The organism is Novosphingobium resinovorum, assembly GCF_001742225.1.
GTDB lineage: Bacteria > Pseudomonadota > Alphaproteobacteria > Sphingomonadales > Sphingomonadaceae > Novosphingobium > Novosphingobium resinovorum_A.
In genome coordinates this window covers 2402188-2420046 of record NZ_CP017075.1, presented here as the reverse complement: position 1 = coordinate 2420046, position 17859 = coordinate 2402188, and the positions used below count along the sequence as shown (strand labels likewise).

At 63.7% G+C, this 17859-nt stretch carries 7 protein-coding genes and 1 tRNA gene; 5 read left to right on the top strand and 3 right to left on the bottom strand.

The genetic code is table 11. The features are described 5' to 3' along the window. Positions 1–103: 103 nt before the first annotated feature. Both BES08_RS11350 and BES08_RS11345 read right to left on the bottom strand, forming a co-directional pair. Complete coding sequence (locus BES08_RS11350; protein ID WP_008830801.1) at positions 104–343, bottom strand: DUF2171 domain-containing protein; 240 nt, start codon at positions 341–343, stop codon at positions 104–106. Positions 344–461: 118 nt separating this feature from the next. Then, the gene (locus BES08_RS11345) at positions 462–1415 is read right to left on the bottom strand and encodes a complex I NDUFA9 subunit family protein (protein ID WP_069708338.1); all 954 of its coding nucleotides are present in this window, start codon (positions 1413–1415) and stop codon (positions 462–464) included. Between the two features lie 251 nt (positions 1416–1666). Between BES08_RS11345 and BES08_RS11340 the strand changes: the two genes are divergently transcribed. After that, a tRNA-Leu gene (locus BES08_RS11340) sits at positions 1667–1753 on the top strand. 165 nt (positions 1754–1918) lie between these two features. Next, positions 1919–3160, top strand: a complete 1242-nt coding sequence (locus tag BES08_RS11335) for a tyrosine-type recombinase/integrase (RefSeq protein WP_069708337.1) — start codon at positions 1919–1921, stop codon at positions 3158–3160. A gap of 600 nt (positions 3161–3760) precedes the next feature. Here BES08_RS11335 and BES08_RS11330 read toward each other — a convergent pair. Continuing rightward, positions 3761–5563: an extensin family protein gene (locus tag BES08_RS11330; RefSeq protein ID WP_069708336.1), complete on the bottom strand. Its 1803-nt coding sequence runs from the start codon at positions 5561–5563 to the stop codon at positions 3761–3763. Positions 5564–5897: 334 nt separating this feature from the next. Here BES08_RS11330 and BES08_RS11325 point away from each other — a divergent pair, with 334 nt between their 5' ends. Genes BES08_RS11325 through BES08_RS11315 form a run of 3 tightly spaced genes read left to right on the top strand, consistent with a single transcriptional unit; the run spans position 5898 to position 17436 of the window. Then, the gene (locus BES08_RS11325) at positions 5898–6887 is read left to right on the top strand and encodes a hypothetical protein (protein WP_069708335.1); all 990 of its coding nucleotides are present in this window, start codon (positions 5898–5900) and stop codon (positions 6885–6887) included. Continuing rightward, a complete protein-coding gene (locus tag BES08_RS11320) occupies positions 6884–13150 on the top strand; it encodes a hypothetical protein (protein WP_069708334.1) in 6267 nt (2088 codons plus the stop codon). The genes BES08_RS11325 and BES08_RS11320 overlap by 4 nt, the downstream gene beginning before the upstream one ends. Continuing rightward, entirely contained in the window at positions 13147–17436 is a 4290-nt protein-coding gene (locus tag BES08_RS11315) for a hypothetical protein (protein ID WP_069708333.1), read from the top strand. The genes BES08_RS11320 and BES08_RS11315 overlap by 4 nt, the downstream gene beginning before the upstream one ends. The last annotated feature ends 423 nt before the right edge of the window (positions 17437–17859 follow it).

The following is a 17859-nucleotide window of genomic DNA, read 5'->3' as shown; positions in this document are numbered from 1 at the left end:
GTATCTCCATCATCTCGGGGGGTATGATGGGGAAACGGCGCAAGCTGGAAAGTCGTTCCGGTCGTTCGTCCCGGCCCGGAAACGGCTCGTCAATTCGGGTCGTTCAGGGGGTGGCACCGAGGCCGAAGGTGGCGTCGCCCCGGTCGGACAGGAGCACCGCGTCGGCGCTTATCCCGTCGATCTGCGTGATCGCGACGAAATCGTGAGAGCCGCCCTCCAGCATCAGTTCCTCGCCTTCCAGCGCGGCGACGGTACCTATGACGACCCCGTCCGCTGCGATCACCTTCATGCCCTTGCGGATCGTGCCCTGCTGCGTCGTCCAGGCGGTGTCGGTGGTAGTCATGGCGCGTGCTCCTCTCGCTGCGGGGCGGGGGTCGCCCCGGAGGCATAGACACAAAACCCCGCCTGCCTGAGGGTTCCGGCCGGCAGGGTCTTGGCGAGCGCGAATCGAAGCTCGTTGGTCAGGCGTTCGCAGTCTTGGCGCCGAAGCGACCGTGCTTGCGGAAACGCACCATCCAGCGGTCGAGGAACAGGCCGAGAGGCCGCGGCGTGACGCCGAGTCCGCCGATGCCCGGAGCCGAGCCGCTTGCCACGCTGCCGGCCTGGAGCAGCTTGAACTGGTCGGTGGTGATCGGGGCGCCGGGCAGCCAGCCGGTCGCCGCCGCTATGAGGCCGGACACTGCATCCGGCAACTGGGCGAAGCCTCGCGAGCGGCCCTGTGCCTTGGCGATACGCTCGTTAAGTTCGAGCATGGTGACGACTTCCGGCCCGGCGAGCTCGAACGTCTTGCCCTGTGCGTCCGCGCGGCCCAGCGCATTGGCGATTGCCACGGCCACGTCATCGACGAAAACGGGCTGCAGCTTCGCCTCCGGGGCGAAGACCGGCAGGGCGGGCAACCGCGAGATCAGTTCTCCGAACATGTTGACGAAATTATCGTCCGGCCCGAACATCAGCGAGGGGCGCACGATCGTCGCGGTTGGGAATGCGGCCAGCACGGCGGCTTCGCCTTCGGCCTTGGTACGGGCATATGCGACTTCCGACCCGGCATCCGCGCCTATTGCCGAGACATGCACGAAGGCGGCAGCGCCCGCAGCCTTGGCTGCAGCAGCGATGTCGCCCGCGCCCTTGCCCTGCAGGGCATCGAGGTTCCCCGCAAAAGCACCCACGAGGTTCACCACCGCATCCGACCCGGCAAGTACGGTGGCAACCGTGTCGGCCTTGGTCACATCGACGCCGGCGAACTGCACCTGGCCCAGGTTGCCCAGCGGCTTGATGGCGAAGGCCTTCTTGGGGTGACGGCTGGCGATACGCAGCCGCGCGCCGCGCGCGAGCAGTTCCTGCGCGAGGTGGCGGCCGACGAAGCCGCTGCCCCCCAGAATGGTGACGATCTTGCCGGAGAGAGGGTCGGTGGTCATGGTCTGGCTCGGTCCTTCAGGTCGCGCTGCGCTCGACGTGTCCCGCGCTGCAGCACATGCATCTGCGCCCCTGCCACAAGCCCGGGAACGGGGCAACCGGGCAGTTGGCCTGAGCTGTCCGGCGGCCGCTGTGAATATATAAATTCCCGAAATGAAAAATGTTGCATCGGATGGTGTTGACAAGACTTCGACGGCCCCTTAGAGGCGCCCTCCTACCCAGCGGGGACGGCGCTTCGCCCCCTCGCTAAAGTGCCCAGATGGCGGAATTGGTAGACGCACCAGCTTCAGGTGCTGGCGCTCGCAAGGGCGTGGAGGTTCGAGTCCTCTTCTGGGCACCATTTGTTCTCCTCCGGACGTCCACGGACGTCCGGAGAGGGGCTGAAATCCGCCACTTTTCGTGTTATGATCGTCCGCTCAAATCCGGGCGAATTCGGCACCAATCGGGAACAATTCGGGTATATCCGAGGGTATCGATTTTCGTCCTTTGCTAGGACGATACCTTCATGGCCACCCTTTTTGCCACGACCGTCGCCAGCGCCAAACCGCGCGAGCGGGATTATAAGCTATCCGACGGCGGTGGTCTCTATCTTCTTGTCCGACCCAACGGCACGAAGCTGTGGCGTCTCAATTATCGCTATCTCGAAAAGCATCGCACCCTTGCGTTCGGCGCTTGGCCAGAGGTCAGTCTCGCCGATGCGCGGGATCGGCGAGACGATGCCCGACGCCTGCTCGCGGCCGGGACTGACCCTTCGCATCAGCAGAAGGTCGATGCCGCCCGCGCCCGCGTCGAGGAGAACGACACTTTCAAGCTCGTGGCCGAGGAATGGGTAGCGAAGAACGAGCGCGAAGGGATGGCGGAGATCACGCTCAGCAAGCTTCGCTGGTTGCTCGACAAGGCGTATCCCAAGATCGGCAATCGCCCGGTGGCCAAGGTCACAGCACAGGACGTTTTAGCCGTCCTGCGCGCCATCGAGGCAACAAGTCGGCATGAAAGCGCGCGGCGGATGCGCAGCGTGCTCAGCCGGGTCTTCCGTTATGCTATCGCGACGACGCGCGCCGAGCGCGACCCGGCAAGCGATCTCCGGGGCGCTTTGACGGTTCCAAAGGCCAAGCACCTTGCTGCGATCACCACCGAGGATCGGGCCGGAGACCTCATGCGCGCGATCGAGGGTTATTCCGGCCACACGATCACGCTGTTCGCCTTGAAGCTGTCGGCGCACCTCTTCGTACGCCCTGGTGAACTACGGCAGGCGGAGTGGGCAGAGTTCGACTTTGATCGCAGCGTCTGGAACATCCCGGCTGAGAAAATGAAGATGCGCCGGCCGCATCGCGTGCCTCTCTCGGCACAGGTCGTAGGGCTGTTCGAGGAGCTATGGGACCTCACAGGGAGCGGCCGCTATTGCTTTCCTTCTTTCCGGTCAGGCCAGCGCCCTATGTCTGAGAATACCGTCAACGCGGCACTGAGGGCTCTTGGCTTTGGTCAAGAAGAGATGACCGCACATGGATTTCGGGCGATGGCAGCGACGCTTCTCAATGAGACCGGGCAGTTCAATCCCGATGCGATTGAGCGCCAGCTGGCGCACATGGAGAACAATGGCGTGCGCCGCGCGTATACGCGCGGCGAATACTGGAATGAACGTGTGGCGCTGATGCAGTTTTGGTCCGACGAGCTGGAGCGTTTGCGTGATGGCGCCCGCGTCCTAAAACCCAATTTCGCTAGACGAGCCCATTCGGACGCGGCGTGAGCTTCGTTCGAAGGGTTTTCGAATCAGGACAGCTTAACGCGCCACTATGTTTTGGTTGGCAGTGCGCGTCCGGTAATGCAGCTTTGCGCCCATACAGCCGTTCGACCGAGATCATGGCAAACCAATGAGCCGACATTCTGCTAATGACCGGGGCGTAGGACCTTCCGCTCGGTCCGCTTCGGACCGTTCCGGATCGGATAGCGGACATACCTGAATCAGGGTATTGAAGTCAGTTCCCGCCGAAAAAGCGGCCATCGGGGATCACTTTTTAAAAGTCAGAAAGACCCCATCCGTTCATATGCAATGACGAGGACTTTTGACATCCGTCATTTATGATAACTGCAATGTCGGCTAACGTTTGTAAACCGTCGAAACTGGAGCTACCAAACGCTTCTAGTTGAAGAGGCGAATTGCCTTGTATCTATCTTTGCACGCATCCATCGCAGGTCGGATTGGTCGGCCAGACGTGCGACGAAGGCCCGAACGCGCTCAAATGCGCCTGCTTGCTTGCGCATGCTGCGGCGCATAGTCGGCCCCGTGTCTGGCCGCAACCAGCCGAGCAGTTTGGGCGCCGATCGATGAGGCAAAGGTCTGGCCCGATTACTTGAATTCCTGCGCCGCGCGGTCGTAGCGCTTGTTGTCGAACCACTGCGCCATCGCCTTGATTTCGGTCACGCTGCGCCGGCTGCGCTCCTCGCGCCAATCGGTGTCGATCGTAGCGAAGGCGGCGAGCGGATCGGTCTGCGTCAGGGCCCAGAAGATTGACTGGAGGTTGCTTTGGCCCATGTCGCGGTTCCTCCGTCCATGGTGCTTCACGTCCATCGCGGCCTGGACCAGCGCCATCGCTACGCCGTCGAGACCCTTGGGATAGCGCGGATGCCCCCGTGACAAAACGTATTGATGGACGTCACGCACGGTTCGCTTCGCGCCTTCCACTGCATTGCTCACGCAGACTTCGCGAGCTTGGGGGGAGGCGTTCAGCCACGCCAGCCACCGCGCGGCGGCGTGGAGTTCTTCCTGATCGACCTGACCGCGATGCGGATTGAAAAAGCGCATGAACCGGCCGCGGTACCATTTCTCGGCAGGCAGGCCGTCGCTCGGCGCGGCCTCGACATCGAGGTCGAGCCGCTGCGTGCCGTTGACAGCGTAGATATGGTCGAAGCCTCCTTGCTCGGGCAAGCCGATCTGACTGCCGAGCTTGAGCTCGGGGAAGTAGGTGTCGGCCTCGCCAGGCAAGGTCTTGAGCAAATCGCGGAACAGTGAGGCAAGATGCTCGCCGGTGTGTGCCGCCATCTGGAAAAAGCCGAGCGTCATCGCCGCTGCGTCCCAGGCATTGACCACGAAGAAGCTTCCTTCGCTCTCGCATCGGCCCGTCGGTTGCACGAAAGAAGCCCATTCACCGAACTTTGGGCGATAGGCGAGATGGTCGTAGAACAGGTTTCCGGTCTTAGTCGAGCCGGTGCGCGCCAAGCCTAGATAGGGATCAAAGGCAAATCGGTAGCCGAGATAGAAGTTCGTCTGCCCGTTAAAGTCCAGGAACCACTGCTGCTTGCCAGTGCCGGTCGTGGCCAAGCGAATACGCCAGTCGGGATAGGGCTTGTACGTCAGGTCAAGAAGCCCCGTGTCTGGGCGCACGGTCTGGATCTGCGCGCGTTCGACCGGTTCTTCCTCGCCCATGTAGTCCGGCCAGTCCAACGGCTCGTCGATCCCGGCCGAAGACCCGCGTGCCGGCAGAGGCTTGGCATCGAGCGCATCGGCGGTAATCTCCAAGCCGCGATCGCAGATCCATTCGGCGAAGCGAACCCAATCTGCCACTGAGGCTGTCACGTCGCCTATCCCGAGGCGGTCAAGGGCGTCCCGCAGCGCCGTGGCCGTGTCTTCGCCAAACTCGCCGTCGATCTTGAGCGCGTGGCCTAAAAACGTGTTGAGCGCCTGTTGCACGAACAGGGTGACCGACTGGGTTTCGCGAAACCGCACGGGGCGGCCGGTATCGACGTGCAGGTGGTCGCGATGCTTGGCATTGTAATCGTAACCCAAGACGGTTCCACAGTGCTTGAGGCATAGAGCTTGAACCGCGAGGTATAGCGGCTTTTGGGCCGGTTGGTTCAAGGCAACAAGCGCGGTACGCTCCCAGTGGATGGCGTCGAGATCGAAGGCCCTGCCTTCACCGTGCTGACCGGGCTTGCTGACCCAGGCGCCTGCCGACAGGATCCGCAAAGGGGCTCCGAGCCTCGTGCTGCGTTCGAAGATATCCTGGAACAACAATTCGAGCGTTGCCTGGGTCTCGGCCGTACAGTGGAATTGGTAAGGAATGCCTGTCTTGCCGTAATGATCGTGCAACCGGTCATAAAGCACAGGCTTGCCCGCTAGACTCTCAAAGTAGTTCTTGGGCTGGCCCGACATGCTACCCCCCCTTTTTTGCCAGAAGATTTTTACGCCCCGACAGTCGAGACGAAGCCTAACATAATGATTCTAGTCAATCGAGATTAAATACCTCCATACCCTAAACGGCCAATGGCAAACTAATGCTGGAGATTGGTCTGCGTCTATGGGATGTTTGCAGAAATCGACTCGTTCATTTTAATAGATTCGCGCCATTGGCGCGGATTTTTCATCATGTCTGTTCGTGATGGGGGGATGGCATGGCATTGATCGGGCTTTGTTTTCCTTATTCGACGATAATCTCGAAAATTTTTAATAAAGCCTATTGCAATTGCAGTAGAGTGCGAGGCGCTCGATGAGCCGTCTCCTCATCACGACATTTCAAAACCCGAGCCGCAATCTACTCGAAGCGCAGCTATTCAAGAAAGGCGCCCTTGGCTCCAAGCTGCTGACCGACGATCGCACAAACGAGCTATGGCCGATCCCCGCCGAGCTTGCCAAGACGGCCACACAGAGCGGTATCGGGCAGGTGGGCACCGGCGCGACCGATAGGCTGTTCGCCTTCTTCGATCTCTCAGTCACCCAAGGCGCGGGCTGGGCGCGCGTCACCCAGATCAAGAACGATCCGTTCACCGCCTTCCTCAACAGCCTCTATGCCCAGCCGATCGATTGCTGGATGATCGGCGGGCATCATCACCTGACAGATGCCTATCGTGCGATGTCTTGGGGAACCGAGTACAAGACAGCCGGATATTACCGGCCCTACGTCGGTCTTGGCCTCGATCAGGCCACGAACGTACTCGAATGGTTCAGCTACCGCACCAATGCGAAAGTGCCGCGCGACATAGCGCTGCCCGCGGCGATGGCCGGGCTCAAGGCCGTCTCGTTGATGATGATAATGGGTTGCAATGGCGTGCCCCGGTTGCTGGGCGGCGTGCCGCAATTCGCCGATCTTGCCACGGCCTGGCGAAGCATCACCAAGCCGGCGCTTTTACTCGGCTGGTTCGGGGTCCACGGTCTGCCGCTCGACAATCTGAAGCGGTCTGCGGCCGAGCCCTTCTGGGTCAAGATGGAAGCGCTCAAAGCCAAGTATGGCATCGCCGACGGCGGGTTGGCAAAGTTGGTCGACGATCATGCCGACGATGTGATCCAGGCATGGGGCGAGGCTTGCTACGAAGGGTTCAGCGGCCGGGCGCAATCGGACCTCTGGTTCGCCACGGTGGCCGGCGACGATCAGCGCGGCGCCGGCGCGGTGCGGCCCGACGGCGCCGTGTTTCATGCCGACCCCGCCTATGCCGGCGTCGGCAACGCCTTTAAGAAAATCAAGGGGTTGATCGTGCCATGACCCTGAAATCCATCCATGTCGCCGTCAACGGCGGTGCACAAAAGATCACTCTCGAGGGTCCGAATCTCGACTGGGGCCAGCCCGGCCAGTGGAAATGGAAAGGCTTCGATCGCATCAAGCTGCAGTTTACCAGCGGTGATGTTCTGGTCATCGAGGCGACCCAGCAGCCGGCTATCGTCAAGCCCAGGGATATCAGAACGCCAGAACCCCTGATGTTCGTCGACAATACGAGCTACCTGTCCGGGACCGGCGCGACGCGAACCTTGCGCAATGGCTACGCGCTCACCATCGCATTCCATTGGGCCAACCCTCTTACCCCCGCTGGAGCCGGCATCTGGTTCGAGTTGGTCATCGGCGCGGTTTCCGGTGAATTGCGGGTAATGACCACGACCCGGTTCCATTACGCGGTCCAACGGCGGCGCGACAAGCCCGGCTGGGTCAGCTTCTCGCCCAAAAACGAGCATTCGCTCGACGAATTCGCCGACCGCGAAGAAATCCGCCTGCTGTCGAACAAGGACGTCGATGAGCTTGGACGCCTGCTCGGCGGAGGAACGAAGCAGGCAGAGTCATGGCTCGTCGATATCCTTCAGTTCGATACTCTGCCTCAGCCGCCAGCCTACTATCTGGCGAAGATCGACCGGACGAAGCGCGGCGAGCAGCAGCTTGCCGCCAAACTGTTCATCAATGCCGACTTCCACAATATGGCCCCCGTGAGCTCGCGCGCACTGGGCGGGGCAGGAGACGTGGTTGGCCGATCGCTCCTCGCCGCCGGTGATCTTCACTTGCTGTGCGCCCGGCATGTTCATCCCGATGGCAAAGCCGTACGGCGGACCGACAGTTGGATCGTCGATTGGAAGGACGTGCCGGCAGCGACGCCCAGCGACGAGCGCGACGTCCTCAGCCTACCGACCCTGTATCGGCACATCGCTAGCCATTATCCGCTCGGACTTGCAGCAGCGCGCGCGCGGGGGCGCTTCACCACGGTCCCCACGCGTCTTGAAGGATCGGCCACCGACCGCGTCGATCTTCGCTTCCGCGTAACGGGCGACCTCTATGGCGACGCGAGCGCGGTGATGCTGCAGCAGGTCGTGATCAATCCCTCCGGTGCGCCCGGCGGGACCGAGCTGCGTCACGAGCTTGGCGGCGCCGGGTCGGTCGACGGGCAGGCGACACGGCTGGCTTTCGCCGCCGAAGACGCCTTCTTCTACCGTGACGACAGCGATAATCCGACCTCTCCCGAAAGTGCATGGTCGCTGGCCGAAGCGAGCGGCAAGCGCAACCCGTTCGCGCTGGACTGTCTCTCCTACGCCTTGGTGCCTGGGTCCGCGGCGCCTGTTCTGACCGCGGCCGACTGGCTGCTGGGCGGCGTGCGGACCCAGGCGAAGCGGCTGACCTCGGCACAGTTCCAGTTCAGTCTCGAAAGTCGCGGCGAATTGCTGGAGCGACGGCCGCTGGGCTGCGAAATCATGCTCGAATTCGCCGAAGGCACGCTCGGCGCCGTGGGGCAGGACCCCGAGCCGGGCTTCGAATTCCTGTCCGCTTGGCTGGATCGGCCGCGGCCGATCTCGGTCGATCTGTCGGATCCGTCTTCACGCGTCGACCTGACCTTCACGCTTCGCGAATTCGCCAACGACCGCCAGAGCCGCGTTCTGCGCCTGAGCGCCGATCGCACCAACGGCGCCGGCGACTTCGGCTCCGACGTCGTCGTGATCGACCCGGCGCCGCTGACCATCGCCCGCGTGCGCGACACGCTGGCGTTCGATGGCGATCTCCACGTCGCCGAATACAGCGACGACAGCGAAGCGCCGGCGGGCTGGGAATTCCGCGTCGGCAAGGGCGACATGGAGATCGTCCTGCCGCCGCAGGCGATCGGCGAGGAGATGATCAAGGGACGCCTCGCGCTCCCAGGCACGTCACCTGCGGTGGAAGTGCCGGTCGCGGGCGAGCCGGTCCAGTACCGCTTCAGTCCCAACGCCTTGCTGACCGTCGATCGCACCGACATCGACACCGCGCGTGCGCCGCCGCCCTGGATGCTGCGCCGACTCATGGCGCGGCGAACCGGCGTCACCGGCCTCAAGGTTGAGAGCGCCGAGCTCGAACTCGTCTACGGGCTCACCACGAGTATCGCCGCCGGCGGCCTGCGCGTCGCCGAACTCGACGCCCTGATCGGCCGCGTGCCGTTTGCCGACGCCATGGTCGGGCTGGTCCGCCGCGGCAGGACGCGCGAGCCGGAGACGCTTCACCTCGCCGCCGCAAATGGGGCGCTCGACCAGCTGCGAATTGGTTACGCCACGCAGCGCGCCCAATGGGTTCTGGACCTCCACCATCGACCGAGCTGGTGGCCGCTGTTTCGCAGTGTCGGCGATCGCGGCCTGCTCAAGATCAGCGAAGGCGTAGTGGTCGAGCAACGCGAGACCCGCAACACCGCCCATCCGTTCCGCATTGCCGATTATGCGAACGGGAAGCCCCAGGCCGGGCGCGACCCACTGCGCGGCGGGGTCGACTGGCTGTTCCAGTCGCCGGGCATCTACGAGGAGTTTCTCGAGAAGCCGAAATCGGTGTCGGCCGCGCTCGAAGGCGTTGCTTTTGGTCCCTTCGGGGCCGATGGCAGCCAGGTCGCGAGCTACGCCAACGGCAAGACAGTCATCATCTCCAAGACCAAGCAGGGCCACCTGGAATCCCTGGTCCTGATGCGGATCGGGCGCATCGCCCGCTATTGGAACCAGGCTCGTCACGTCATCGTCTACCAGCGCAGCACCCGGCGCGCGCCGCGCTACGCGAGCGGCGCTCCCGCCTATCCCGGATACGATACCTACGACGAGCAGCGCCCCGACAAGGAAGGGTTCGAGGGCTTCATGGGCCTGCGAAAGGTCCGCGAATATGTCGAAGTGACCCAGCCGCGCCGACAGCTCGACGAGAGCCGCACCGGGATCCCGCTCGCCGGGCCGATCCGTCAAAGCACGTTCGAGACGACGATCATGCCGGTGAAGGCGAACTGGGCGCGCGACGTCACGCAGGGCCAGATGATCTCACTATGGGGACCCTTAAGCGCGGACGAAGAACACTTCTTCCCGCGCCCCCGGATTTTCGTCGAGGGCGCTCGCGCGCCGGAGAAGGGCGGCGGACTCGTGGCCAACGAGGCCGATCCGAGCGGCTATCAGTTCTTCACCTCGACCCGGCGCGAGGACGGCGCCGACACCGACCTCTGGCCGGCGTGGCCGGAAGTGGACGGGCCGTTGTGGCTGCCTGATCCCGAGCCTGAAGGCGACTACCGGCCCAGCTTTCGCGCCGCTCGGCGCCAGCCCGGCGCGCGCCGGGCAACGATCGGGCTCTCCCGGTTCACGACGAACGTCGTGCCGAACGCCGAGGCGGTCGATCTCATGCATGGCCGGCAGCCCAACGCGATCGAGGCCCGCCTGCACACTGTGACGGCCGTTCGCGCGCTGCCGGCGGTGGTGCCGGCCGAGCAATCGCTCGCCCGCGTCGTCGGTAAGCCTCTGGCGAAGGCCGATGCCCTCATCTCCGACAAGCTGGCGGAGTTGCGCGATTATGCCCGCGAGCACGCCGGTCAGTTCGATGATGTCGGATCGGCCGAGCACAAGCAGTTCCTGAAGGACGCCAATGCGCTGATCGGCCGCTTGAAGCAGCCGGTCAAAGATCTCGTCGACGGAATTACTGCAAAGGAGACCAGTCTTGGGGATCTCGCCGGGACCTGGTCGCGGCGCGCCGAGGCCGCGACCGCGAGTTTTATCGACAACGCGCGGCGAGAACTTGCTGATCTTGGCACCATGCTGGGCGATGCGGCTGCCATGCTTGGCGACAAATCTCTCGAAGAAGCGCGGCGCAGCGCTATCGCCGCGCTGCAGACGGCGATGTTGCAGGCGCATCAACGGGTCGGCCAGATCGAATTCCTGGCCGACCAAGCGCTTGCCAACCTGCGCCACACTATCGCCGACTTCGAGCGGCAAGTCGTCGGAGGTTTGCGCGCGATAGGCGCTACGTTCGCGCGCGCCATCGTCGATGTCCGCACGCTGTATGAGGAGAACAGCGAGCGCGCTGAGGATATCGACCGCCAGTTTCGCGCCGAAGCCGACAAAGCCCTGGCGGCGGTGCAGCGGCTCGGTGTCGGTCTGACCGGCCGGGTCTCGGAGCTGCTGGGCGAGCTGTTCGGAGGCCCTGCCGCTGCGGCCGCCGTGACGAAGCTTCCCGATGCGGCGACCGCGCAGCTCAGCGAGACTCTGAGCATCGCGCAGCTCACGCTCGAGGAAGTGCCGCCTTTCGAGTTCGGTGAACCCGACTGGGCGGAGTTGATGGGAATCGCAGCGGGCCTGCTGCCTGCCGAAGACTGGCTTCGCATGCGGCTAGGCACTTGGCTTCCCGATCTCGCGGCCGAGTTGAGCGGGATCAAATGGCGCGAAGAGGTCGACAAGGTCCAGGCCGAGTTGAAGGCGCTGCAATACGCCAAGATCCAGGCGCTACGCGACGCCGGTGACATCGTGGCGCTCGAAGCAACGCTCCAATCCGCGCGCCAGGACATCGAAAGCAAGGCCGCGGGGTGGACCGCTGGCATAGGCATGAGCATCTCCGCGAAGCTGACAGACTTGCAGAAGCTTGGGGACTGGCCGCAGGTCGCGGGCACATTTACCGCGGCGCTCGACTTCAAGAAAGCGGCTGCCGGTCAGATCGCGAAACTGGAAGCCGCGCTCAAACTCGGATCGGTCGAAGATGTCGTCGATGCCTTGGAAGCGGCGGGGGCTGGGCTCGCCGATTCTTTCGATCAGGCTATCAAGCATGCCGAGCAGGCGATCGTTGCCGACATCAAGGCGGACCTCGCGAAAATCCACCGCGACCTTCTGGCCGAGGCGACACCCACCGCCTTCGAAGTGACCCGGCTTCTGGCGAGCGGCATCGAAACCGACACGCTGCAGTGTACCCGCGACACGCTCGGCTACTACTACGAGCGCGGAAAGCAGGTTCTCGACGTCACCCGCGCCAGCGCTCTCATCAACGACTTGGGCGCCGCCTCGCTCAACGCGCTGAGCGCGATGGTGCCGTTCGATCGCTTGCGCGAACGGTTGCTGCCGCAGCTCGCGAACATCGAACTGTCGGACTTGCTTCCCGATCTCGCCGGGATGAAACTCGAATACCTCTTCCCCGAACTGCGCCTCGCGAACGACAGGCTCGAGGAATACGACTGGCTTAAGGTCAAGCACGGGTTCGACAAGGATCGCCTGAGGGCCTGGTCGGACGTCGATATCGACAAGCAGTTCGAAGGTGACATCGATCTCCTGTCTCTGCCGCCGGTGGCGATCGCTCTGCAGCAGGCGCGGCTGCGCGCGCATATCCGAGTCGAGGTCGGTGCGCAGCAGCAGCGCGTCCAAGACGTCTACGCTTCTATCAAGGCGAACTGGAAGCTGGGCCTCGGCGGTACCGCGATCGTCACAATCCGCGGCGGCGAGCTCGTCTTCGGCAACGACGGCCGGTTCGACTTCAAGTTCGAGGCAGAAGACGTCATCCTTGCCGACGAGCTCAGCTTCGTCACCGACGCCCTGAAGGCGTTGCTGCCGCAAGACGAGGGCCTGACGATCATGCCGCTGCTGCCTGCCGGTATCAGCGCAACGCTTTCGCTTCCGCTCCCCGACATCGGCACCGGTGCGTTCACGCTGACCGGTGTCACCTTCCATTACAATCTGGCCCTTGCGGTCACCGACGGGTTCGAGATCCGGACCGGCTTCTGGCTGAGCAAGCCCGATCGCCCGTTCGGGCTTGCAGTGCTCTTTCTCGGCGGCGGCGGCTGGGCCGGTATCGAAATCGCCTATCGCCCACCCGACGTGTTCAGCACTCGCGTCAGCATCGGCATCTCCGCCGGCGCTTTCGCCGCGCTCAACTTCGCTTTCGCGCGTGGCAGCGCCGGTCTCTTGTTCACCGCGGGTGTCGAATTCCGCCGCGTAAGCGGAGCGGGCGGTTCGGGAAGCACCTCGGTCTCGCTCGGTTTGCTGATCTGGGGCGAGTTCTCGATCCTCTCTATCGCTTCGGCCTATCTCCGGCTGACGGCGACGATCACTTACACCAGCCAGGGTGGAATGATTGCGCGCGGGCGGGTCGAAGTCCGCATACGCATCTCGTTTTTCTACACGCTCCGGCTCGATCGTGCCTTCGAGCGCCTCTTCTCGGGAGGCGGCGGATCAACGCTTCGCCTGACCCATGAGCTGACCGAGTTCGAGACGATCCAATTCCACTATCAGACCCTGGACCTGCCATGAGCAATCCCGACCTGCGCCTGGCGCTCGATCTGCATCCGGTGGGCCCGCGCGTGGCGGACAACGCACCCGAGACCTGGGTGGCCCTCAATGCCGCCGCCGCCTACGATGCGCTCGCGCACGGGCCGGGCAGCCTCGTCTCCGCCTTGATGCCGGACACGCTGTTCGATGAGGCGGCGGGCTCGGACAAACACTTCGAACTGTTCCTCTTCTCCGCCGTCATCGACCAGTCGTGGACCATAACTGCCGTTGCCCCCGCGGCCACGGCCTTCTCGGCCCTGCTCGACGCGAGCATCGAGGCCGACGCGGTCGCCATGGCGGATAAGAAACAGCTCGTCTTCGGTTGGGACGGCGATCACATGGCGGAAGAAGGGGACGTCGAAACGCCCGATCCGACGGACCCTGACGCACCTGCGATCCTGCAACCACACCCCTGGTTCGGCATCGCTTCGGCCATGGCTGCGCTGCCGGCCTCGCTCGCGGTCCCACTGCGCGCGCGCTGGTACCTGCAGATCGACCTCGACCCGGTCCGCGCTGCTGCGGCAGCCGATCCGAGGCCTTTGCTGGCCGTGATCGCGCCACATAGAGTCTATGATGCCAATCGGAAGGTGCATTTCGCGCTGGACCTCAAATCGCGCGTCGTTGATCCGGACGGCCGGGTCACGCTTAGCTACGACGCTCCGGGCGAGCCGACGCTTCTTGCTTATAGCTTGCCCTTGGCGGCAAGAGAGCTGTTCAAGGGCGGTGCCGGTGACCTCAAGACCTATTGGCTGGCGGTGGCCGACAGCCGGGCCAACAGCCTCGCCGAAATCGACGAGTTGCTGCGCAAGAACGGCGACCCAAAAGCCCTGGCCGCACTGCCTTCCGTCGATGTCATGCGCGCCGCTCTGCGCCCGGCAAATCCTGGTTCGCCTATTACGGCGGCCATGGCCGACGCCTTTCGGTTGGCAGCCGCCCATGTCGCGGCGCGCCTGAGCGACGACGCGCGCAGGAACCAGGCTTACGAATTTGCCGCCAAGGTGCTCGCCACGCCGAAGATCGTCGGCGTCGACGATCTCTTCGAGCCGGCGGCCCAGGCCATCGCCGAATGGTGGTCGATCAACTGGGCGCAGCTGGAAGCCGCAATCGTCGATGGGCGCGTTGCCTACGCCGATGCGCCGCCAATCGAGATCGGGCACTTCGCGCTCGACAGCGCCGTTCTGGCGACGGCCATGCTGCCGGCGGTTCACGCCTTCCTGAAGCTCGACGGCGAGGCTGGACCGGTAAAGCCTGGCGAGGGCATTGATTTCGTGGTCGGGCCGCCGGAGCACCGGCTCATGGGCTACGATCCCGCGGCGAATCAGACCCGCAGCACCGATACCGAGATGGCGCAGATCGGCCTCTTGGTGCGGCGTTCGAGCGATGGCGATTTCACGAACGCACCCTGGCGGATCGTCACTGCCGGCCAACCGGTGCTTGACGAGAGCCATATCCTGCACAAAACGCCTTGGGGCAGTCCGGCGACCATGGTCCTGCCGGCCGACGATACTATCGCGATCAACGGGATCGCGCTGGCATTCAAGGACGGGGTGTTGCGCAACGACGACACCTATCGCGGCCAACTGATGGTGGGGCCGAGCGCCTTGTCGTTCCTTCACGCCGATCAGGGAACGGGCGCCGACAATCCCATCGGCTGGGTCGATCCTGGCGAGGTCGTATACGCGTCCGCCGGGATCCACAAAATCTCCGGTTGGGAACAAGCCCGTGCACCGGCCTTGCGCTATGCCGATACCTATCAGCTCGCGGCCTTTGTCAAGGATCGCGGCGGCGGGCTGCCGCGCGAGATCGCGCCGGTGCAGCCTTGGCAGCCGGACCTGGCCGGCTTGTCGGCGCCGGCTGCCACCACTGCGACGATCCATTTCAAGCGGCGGGTGCCGCTTGGCGCACTCAATCTCAAGCCCGGCGAACGCGTCAAAGGCTGGCCAGCGCTCGCGGCCGACGTAGTCTTGCTTGCCGGCGAGTGGTGGGAAGCCCAGCACGGCAAAGGGCAAAGCCCGCCGGTCTTGTTGTTCAGCGAACCGACGGCTCCGGGCAGCACGATACCGAGCCTTGATGGCACACTGGCGCGCTACCGGTTTGTCGTCGAGCCGCCACGGATCGATGAGCATACGCTGCAGTGCTGGGCCATGCCGCCGGTAAACTCGGCGACGGCGAACCAAGACATCGCACGGCTCATGACGGAGTACGCGCGCATCGCTCGCGAGCGTGAAGCGCTGCAAGCTGATCCTCAGGCTCTGGCGGACCGGGTCGAGGATCTCCTGCCGCACGATCCCGCCGCGAGTGCGGTCCTGATCGACACCCAGATGTTTGGGCCCGACGGCAATCCCACCGGTCAGGTCGCTCGCAAATTTCACCGGTTCGTGGTCCCGGACATGCAGAAGCCTTTCAGCAAGGCGCCGCTGGAAATCGAGATGGCGGATACGCCGCCGACGGCGGGCCTTCATATAACACCGCCGGCCAAGGGGCACTTCGCTACCGTGACGATCTCGCTGCTGTGCGAAAAGAACGATCACGATCGCTTCGATGCCGATGCGCTCGCCTATAAAGGGATGCCCACCCACGACGAGGGCGGTGTCATCTATGTCGTCCATCCGGGCGAAACGATCCTCGTCGAGACCGCGACCATGGACCTGCCGCGTCCTGCGGACCTCTATGCCGCGCTCAGTCTGGCTCCCGAACCCGATGGCCTAGTCGCCGTTGACTATGCCGGGGCGGTCTCAAATCTCGCCTATGTCGATCGCTTCGAGCTCCGACGGCAGCGCTGGGTCTGGCGCAATCTGCCTTACGTCACCGAAGGCGACCCGGCCGACCTCGAACGCCGGCTCGCCAGCGGCCTGCCCATCGAGCTGGCGGCGACCGACCAGGACACGCGCGACAGTGCGGACGAAGTCATCAAGTTCGATCTCCTGACCGAAATAGATCGCGGGTTCGTCGAGCGGCCGCGTCACCGCGCGCGTTGGCCGCGCGACACGTCGGGTCATTCCTTGGCGACGGCCCGCCTGCTGTCCGATCCACGCGATGCGCAATCCCTCGCCGACTACTTGCGGTATTCGCTGAGCGTCACGTCGCGTTATGCCGGTGTTCTGCCTCTCGATCGCCGGTCGGTCATCGCAGAGCCGCCTAAGACGAATGACGCGGTGGCCGACAGTCGTGGACCCTGGCGGCGTGTGGCGGTTCGCAACAGCAGTGCGTCCGAGCTCAGGCCGGTCAATATCCTTGCCGTGCTGCCGCTGACGGCATCGCTGCTCAAGGATCCCGTTCCGAACTTGCCCGGCATCTCGCCGGACGCGACGCCGCACCTGGTCATCGTCGATGAAATCTGGTTCCGCGAATATGGTCCCGGTGAAGTACTGCGCGCCCGCCTGGCACTCGAAGACATCGAGATCGGCGACGATCTGGCGAACGACAACCCGCGGCCGGTTCGTTATGGGCCGCTCCCACACAAGCATATCGAACCGCGGCTGAAAAGAAAGGACATGACCGACGAGGCGGCCGACAAGGACATGTCGCTGTGCCTGACGCTGTTCGGTCCCTTCGGCTACAGCCTGGATCGCTCGGGCAATCAGGCTCTCGCCAACGCCAGCGCATTCGTGATGTATCTGCCTGCCGATGTCGGACCCTACTGGAGCGCGGCGATCCAGTTTCGGCGCGTACTTCGCGGTATCGGCAGCGATGGATCGCACGAGGAGCGTGTGGGACCGCTCTCGAGCCCGCATCTCGTCTACTCGGTCGCGGACAGTCGCAAGCTTGCCCGATCCCTTGATGGCAATGCCCGTCTCGAGATCACGATCAACGCCGCCCACAAGCCCGCTGGACCCATCGCATTCCATTCCGTCGACGCGGACCTATGCCCGTACCAGCGCGACGGAAAGCCGGCGGACATTCGCGTGCGGAAGCATTACCGCTACGTTCTCATTATTGGCCGTACGATCAGCGACGGCGGCCACGGTATCGACGCCTTCATTCCCGAGCAGGCGCTATGGCTGCGCAACGAAACCTCCTCGAAGCCGATCGGCTCGGTCGTCCTCGATCCCGGCTCACCGTGCGCCGGTTACATTCTCGAGGTCGAACTCGACCACCCCTTCGACGAGTTCGCGAGCCCTCTAGAAGTAGGGGCCACGACACTGGCCGAACTGTTCAGGGGCCTGCTGCAGACCCGGCATGAGCGAGCAGGCCGCTTCGGCATCGACGGGCTCGGCCGGATTGGCCGCGTGTCAGATCCTTTCACGGTGGTTTCGGTCGGGCCCTGAGCGGGAGCCCCGCGGCGGTACTTGACCGGCGGCATGCTCGGCGCAGCGGGCAGACACATCGCGGGCGCGCAGCGCATCTGCTTCGATCCCGTTACGGTCGACCCGCGATTTCGCAATACCGGCGAGATTAGCCCTGGGGTGAAGGCCTGACGTTGATCCCTCCTTTGAAGACGCTCAGCATCCGATCTTCGATCCTCAGGAGCCGAAGGTCCGGTATTCCGGGAGGTGTTGACCAAAGGCCGCCGTTCCCTCGCTTGACCTTTAACGACAGCTTCTCCCGGAAACTGCCATCCACACTGTTATCAGCCTACTGACAGTAACGCGCCCGATAGCGGTCATCTAAAGTAAACGTTATCCACCCTAGAACTCGCCGGCAGTTCATGAACCGCGGCATGGCATCTCATAGAGGCTACCGTTGATCCG

Coding starts and splice junctions, on each gene's coding strand:
- BES08_RS11350 (WP_008830801.1), bottom strand. CDS start 343: ATGACTACCACCGACACCGCCTGGACGACGCAGCAGGGCACGATCCGC.
- BES08_RS11345 (WP_069708338.1), bottom strand. CDS start 1,415: ATGACCACCGACCCTCTCTCCGGCAAGATCGTCACCATTCTGGGGGGC.
- BES08_RS11335 (WP_069708337.1), top strand. CDS start 1,919: ATGGCCACCCTTTTTGCCACGACCGTCGCCAGCGCCAAACCGCGCGAG.
- BES08_RS11330 (WP_069708336.1), bottom strand. CDS start 5,563: ATGTCGGGCCAGCCCAAGAACTACTTTGAGAGTCTAGCGGGCAAGCCT.
- BES08_RS11325 (WP_069708335.1), top strand. CDS start 5,898: ATGAGCCGTCTCCTCATCACGACATTTCAAAACCCGAGCCGCAATCTA.
- BES08_RS11320 (WP_069708334.1), top strand. CDS start 6,884: ATGACCCTGAAATCCATCCATGTCGCCGTCAACGGCGGTGCACAAAAG.
- BES08_RS11315 (WP_069708333.1), top strand. CDS start 13,147: ATGAGCAATCCCGACCTGCGCCTGGCGCTCGATCTGCATCCGGTGGGC.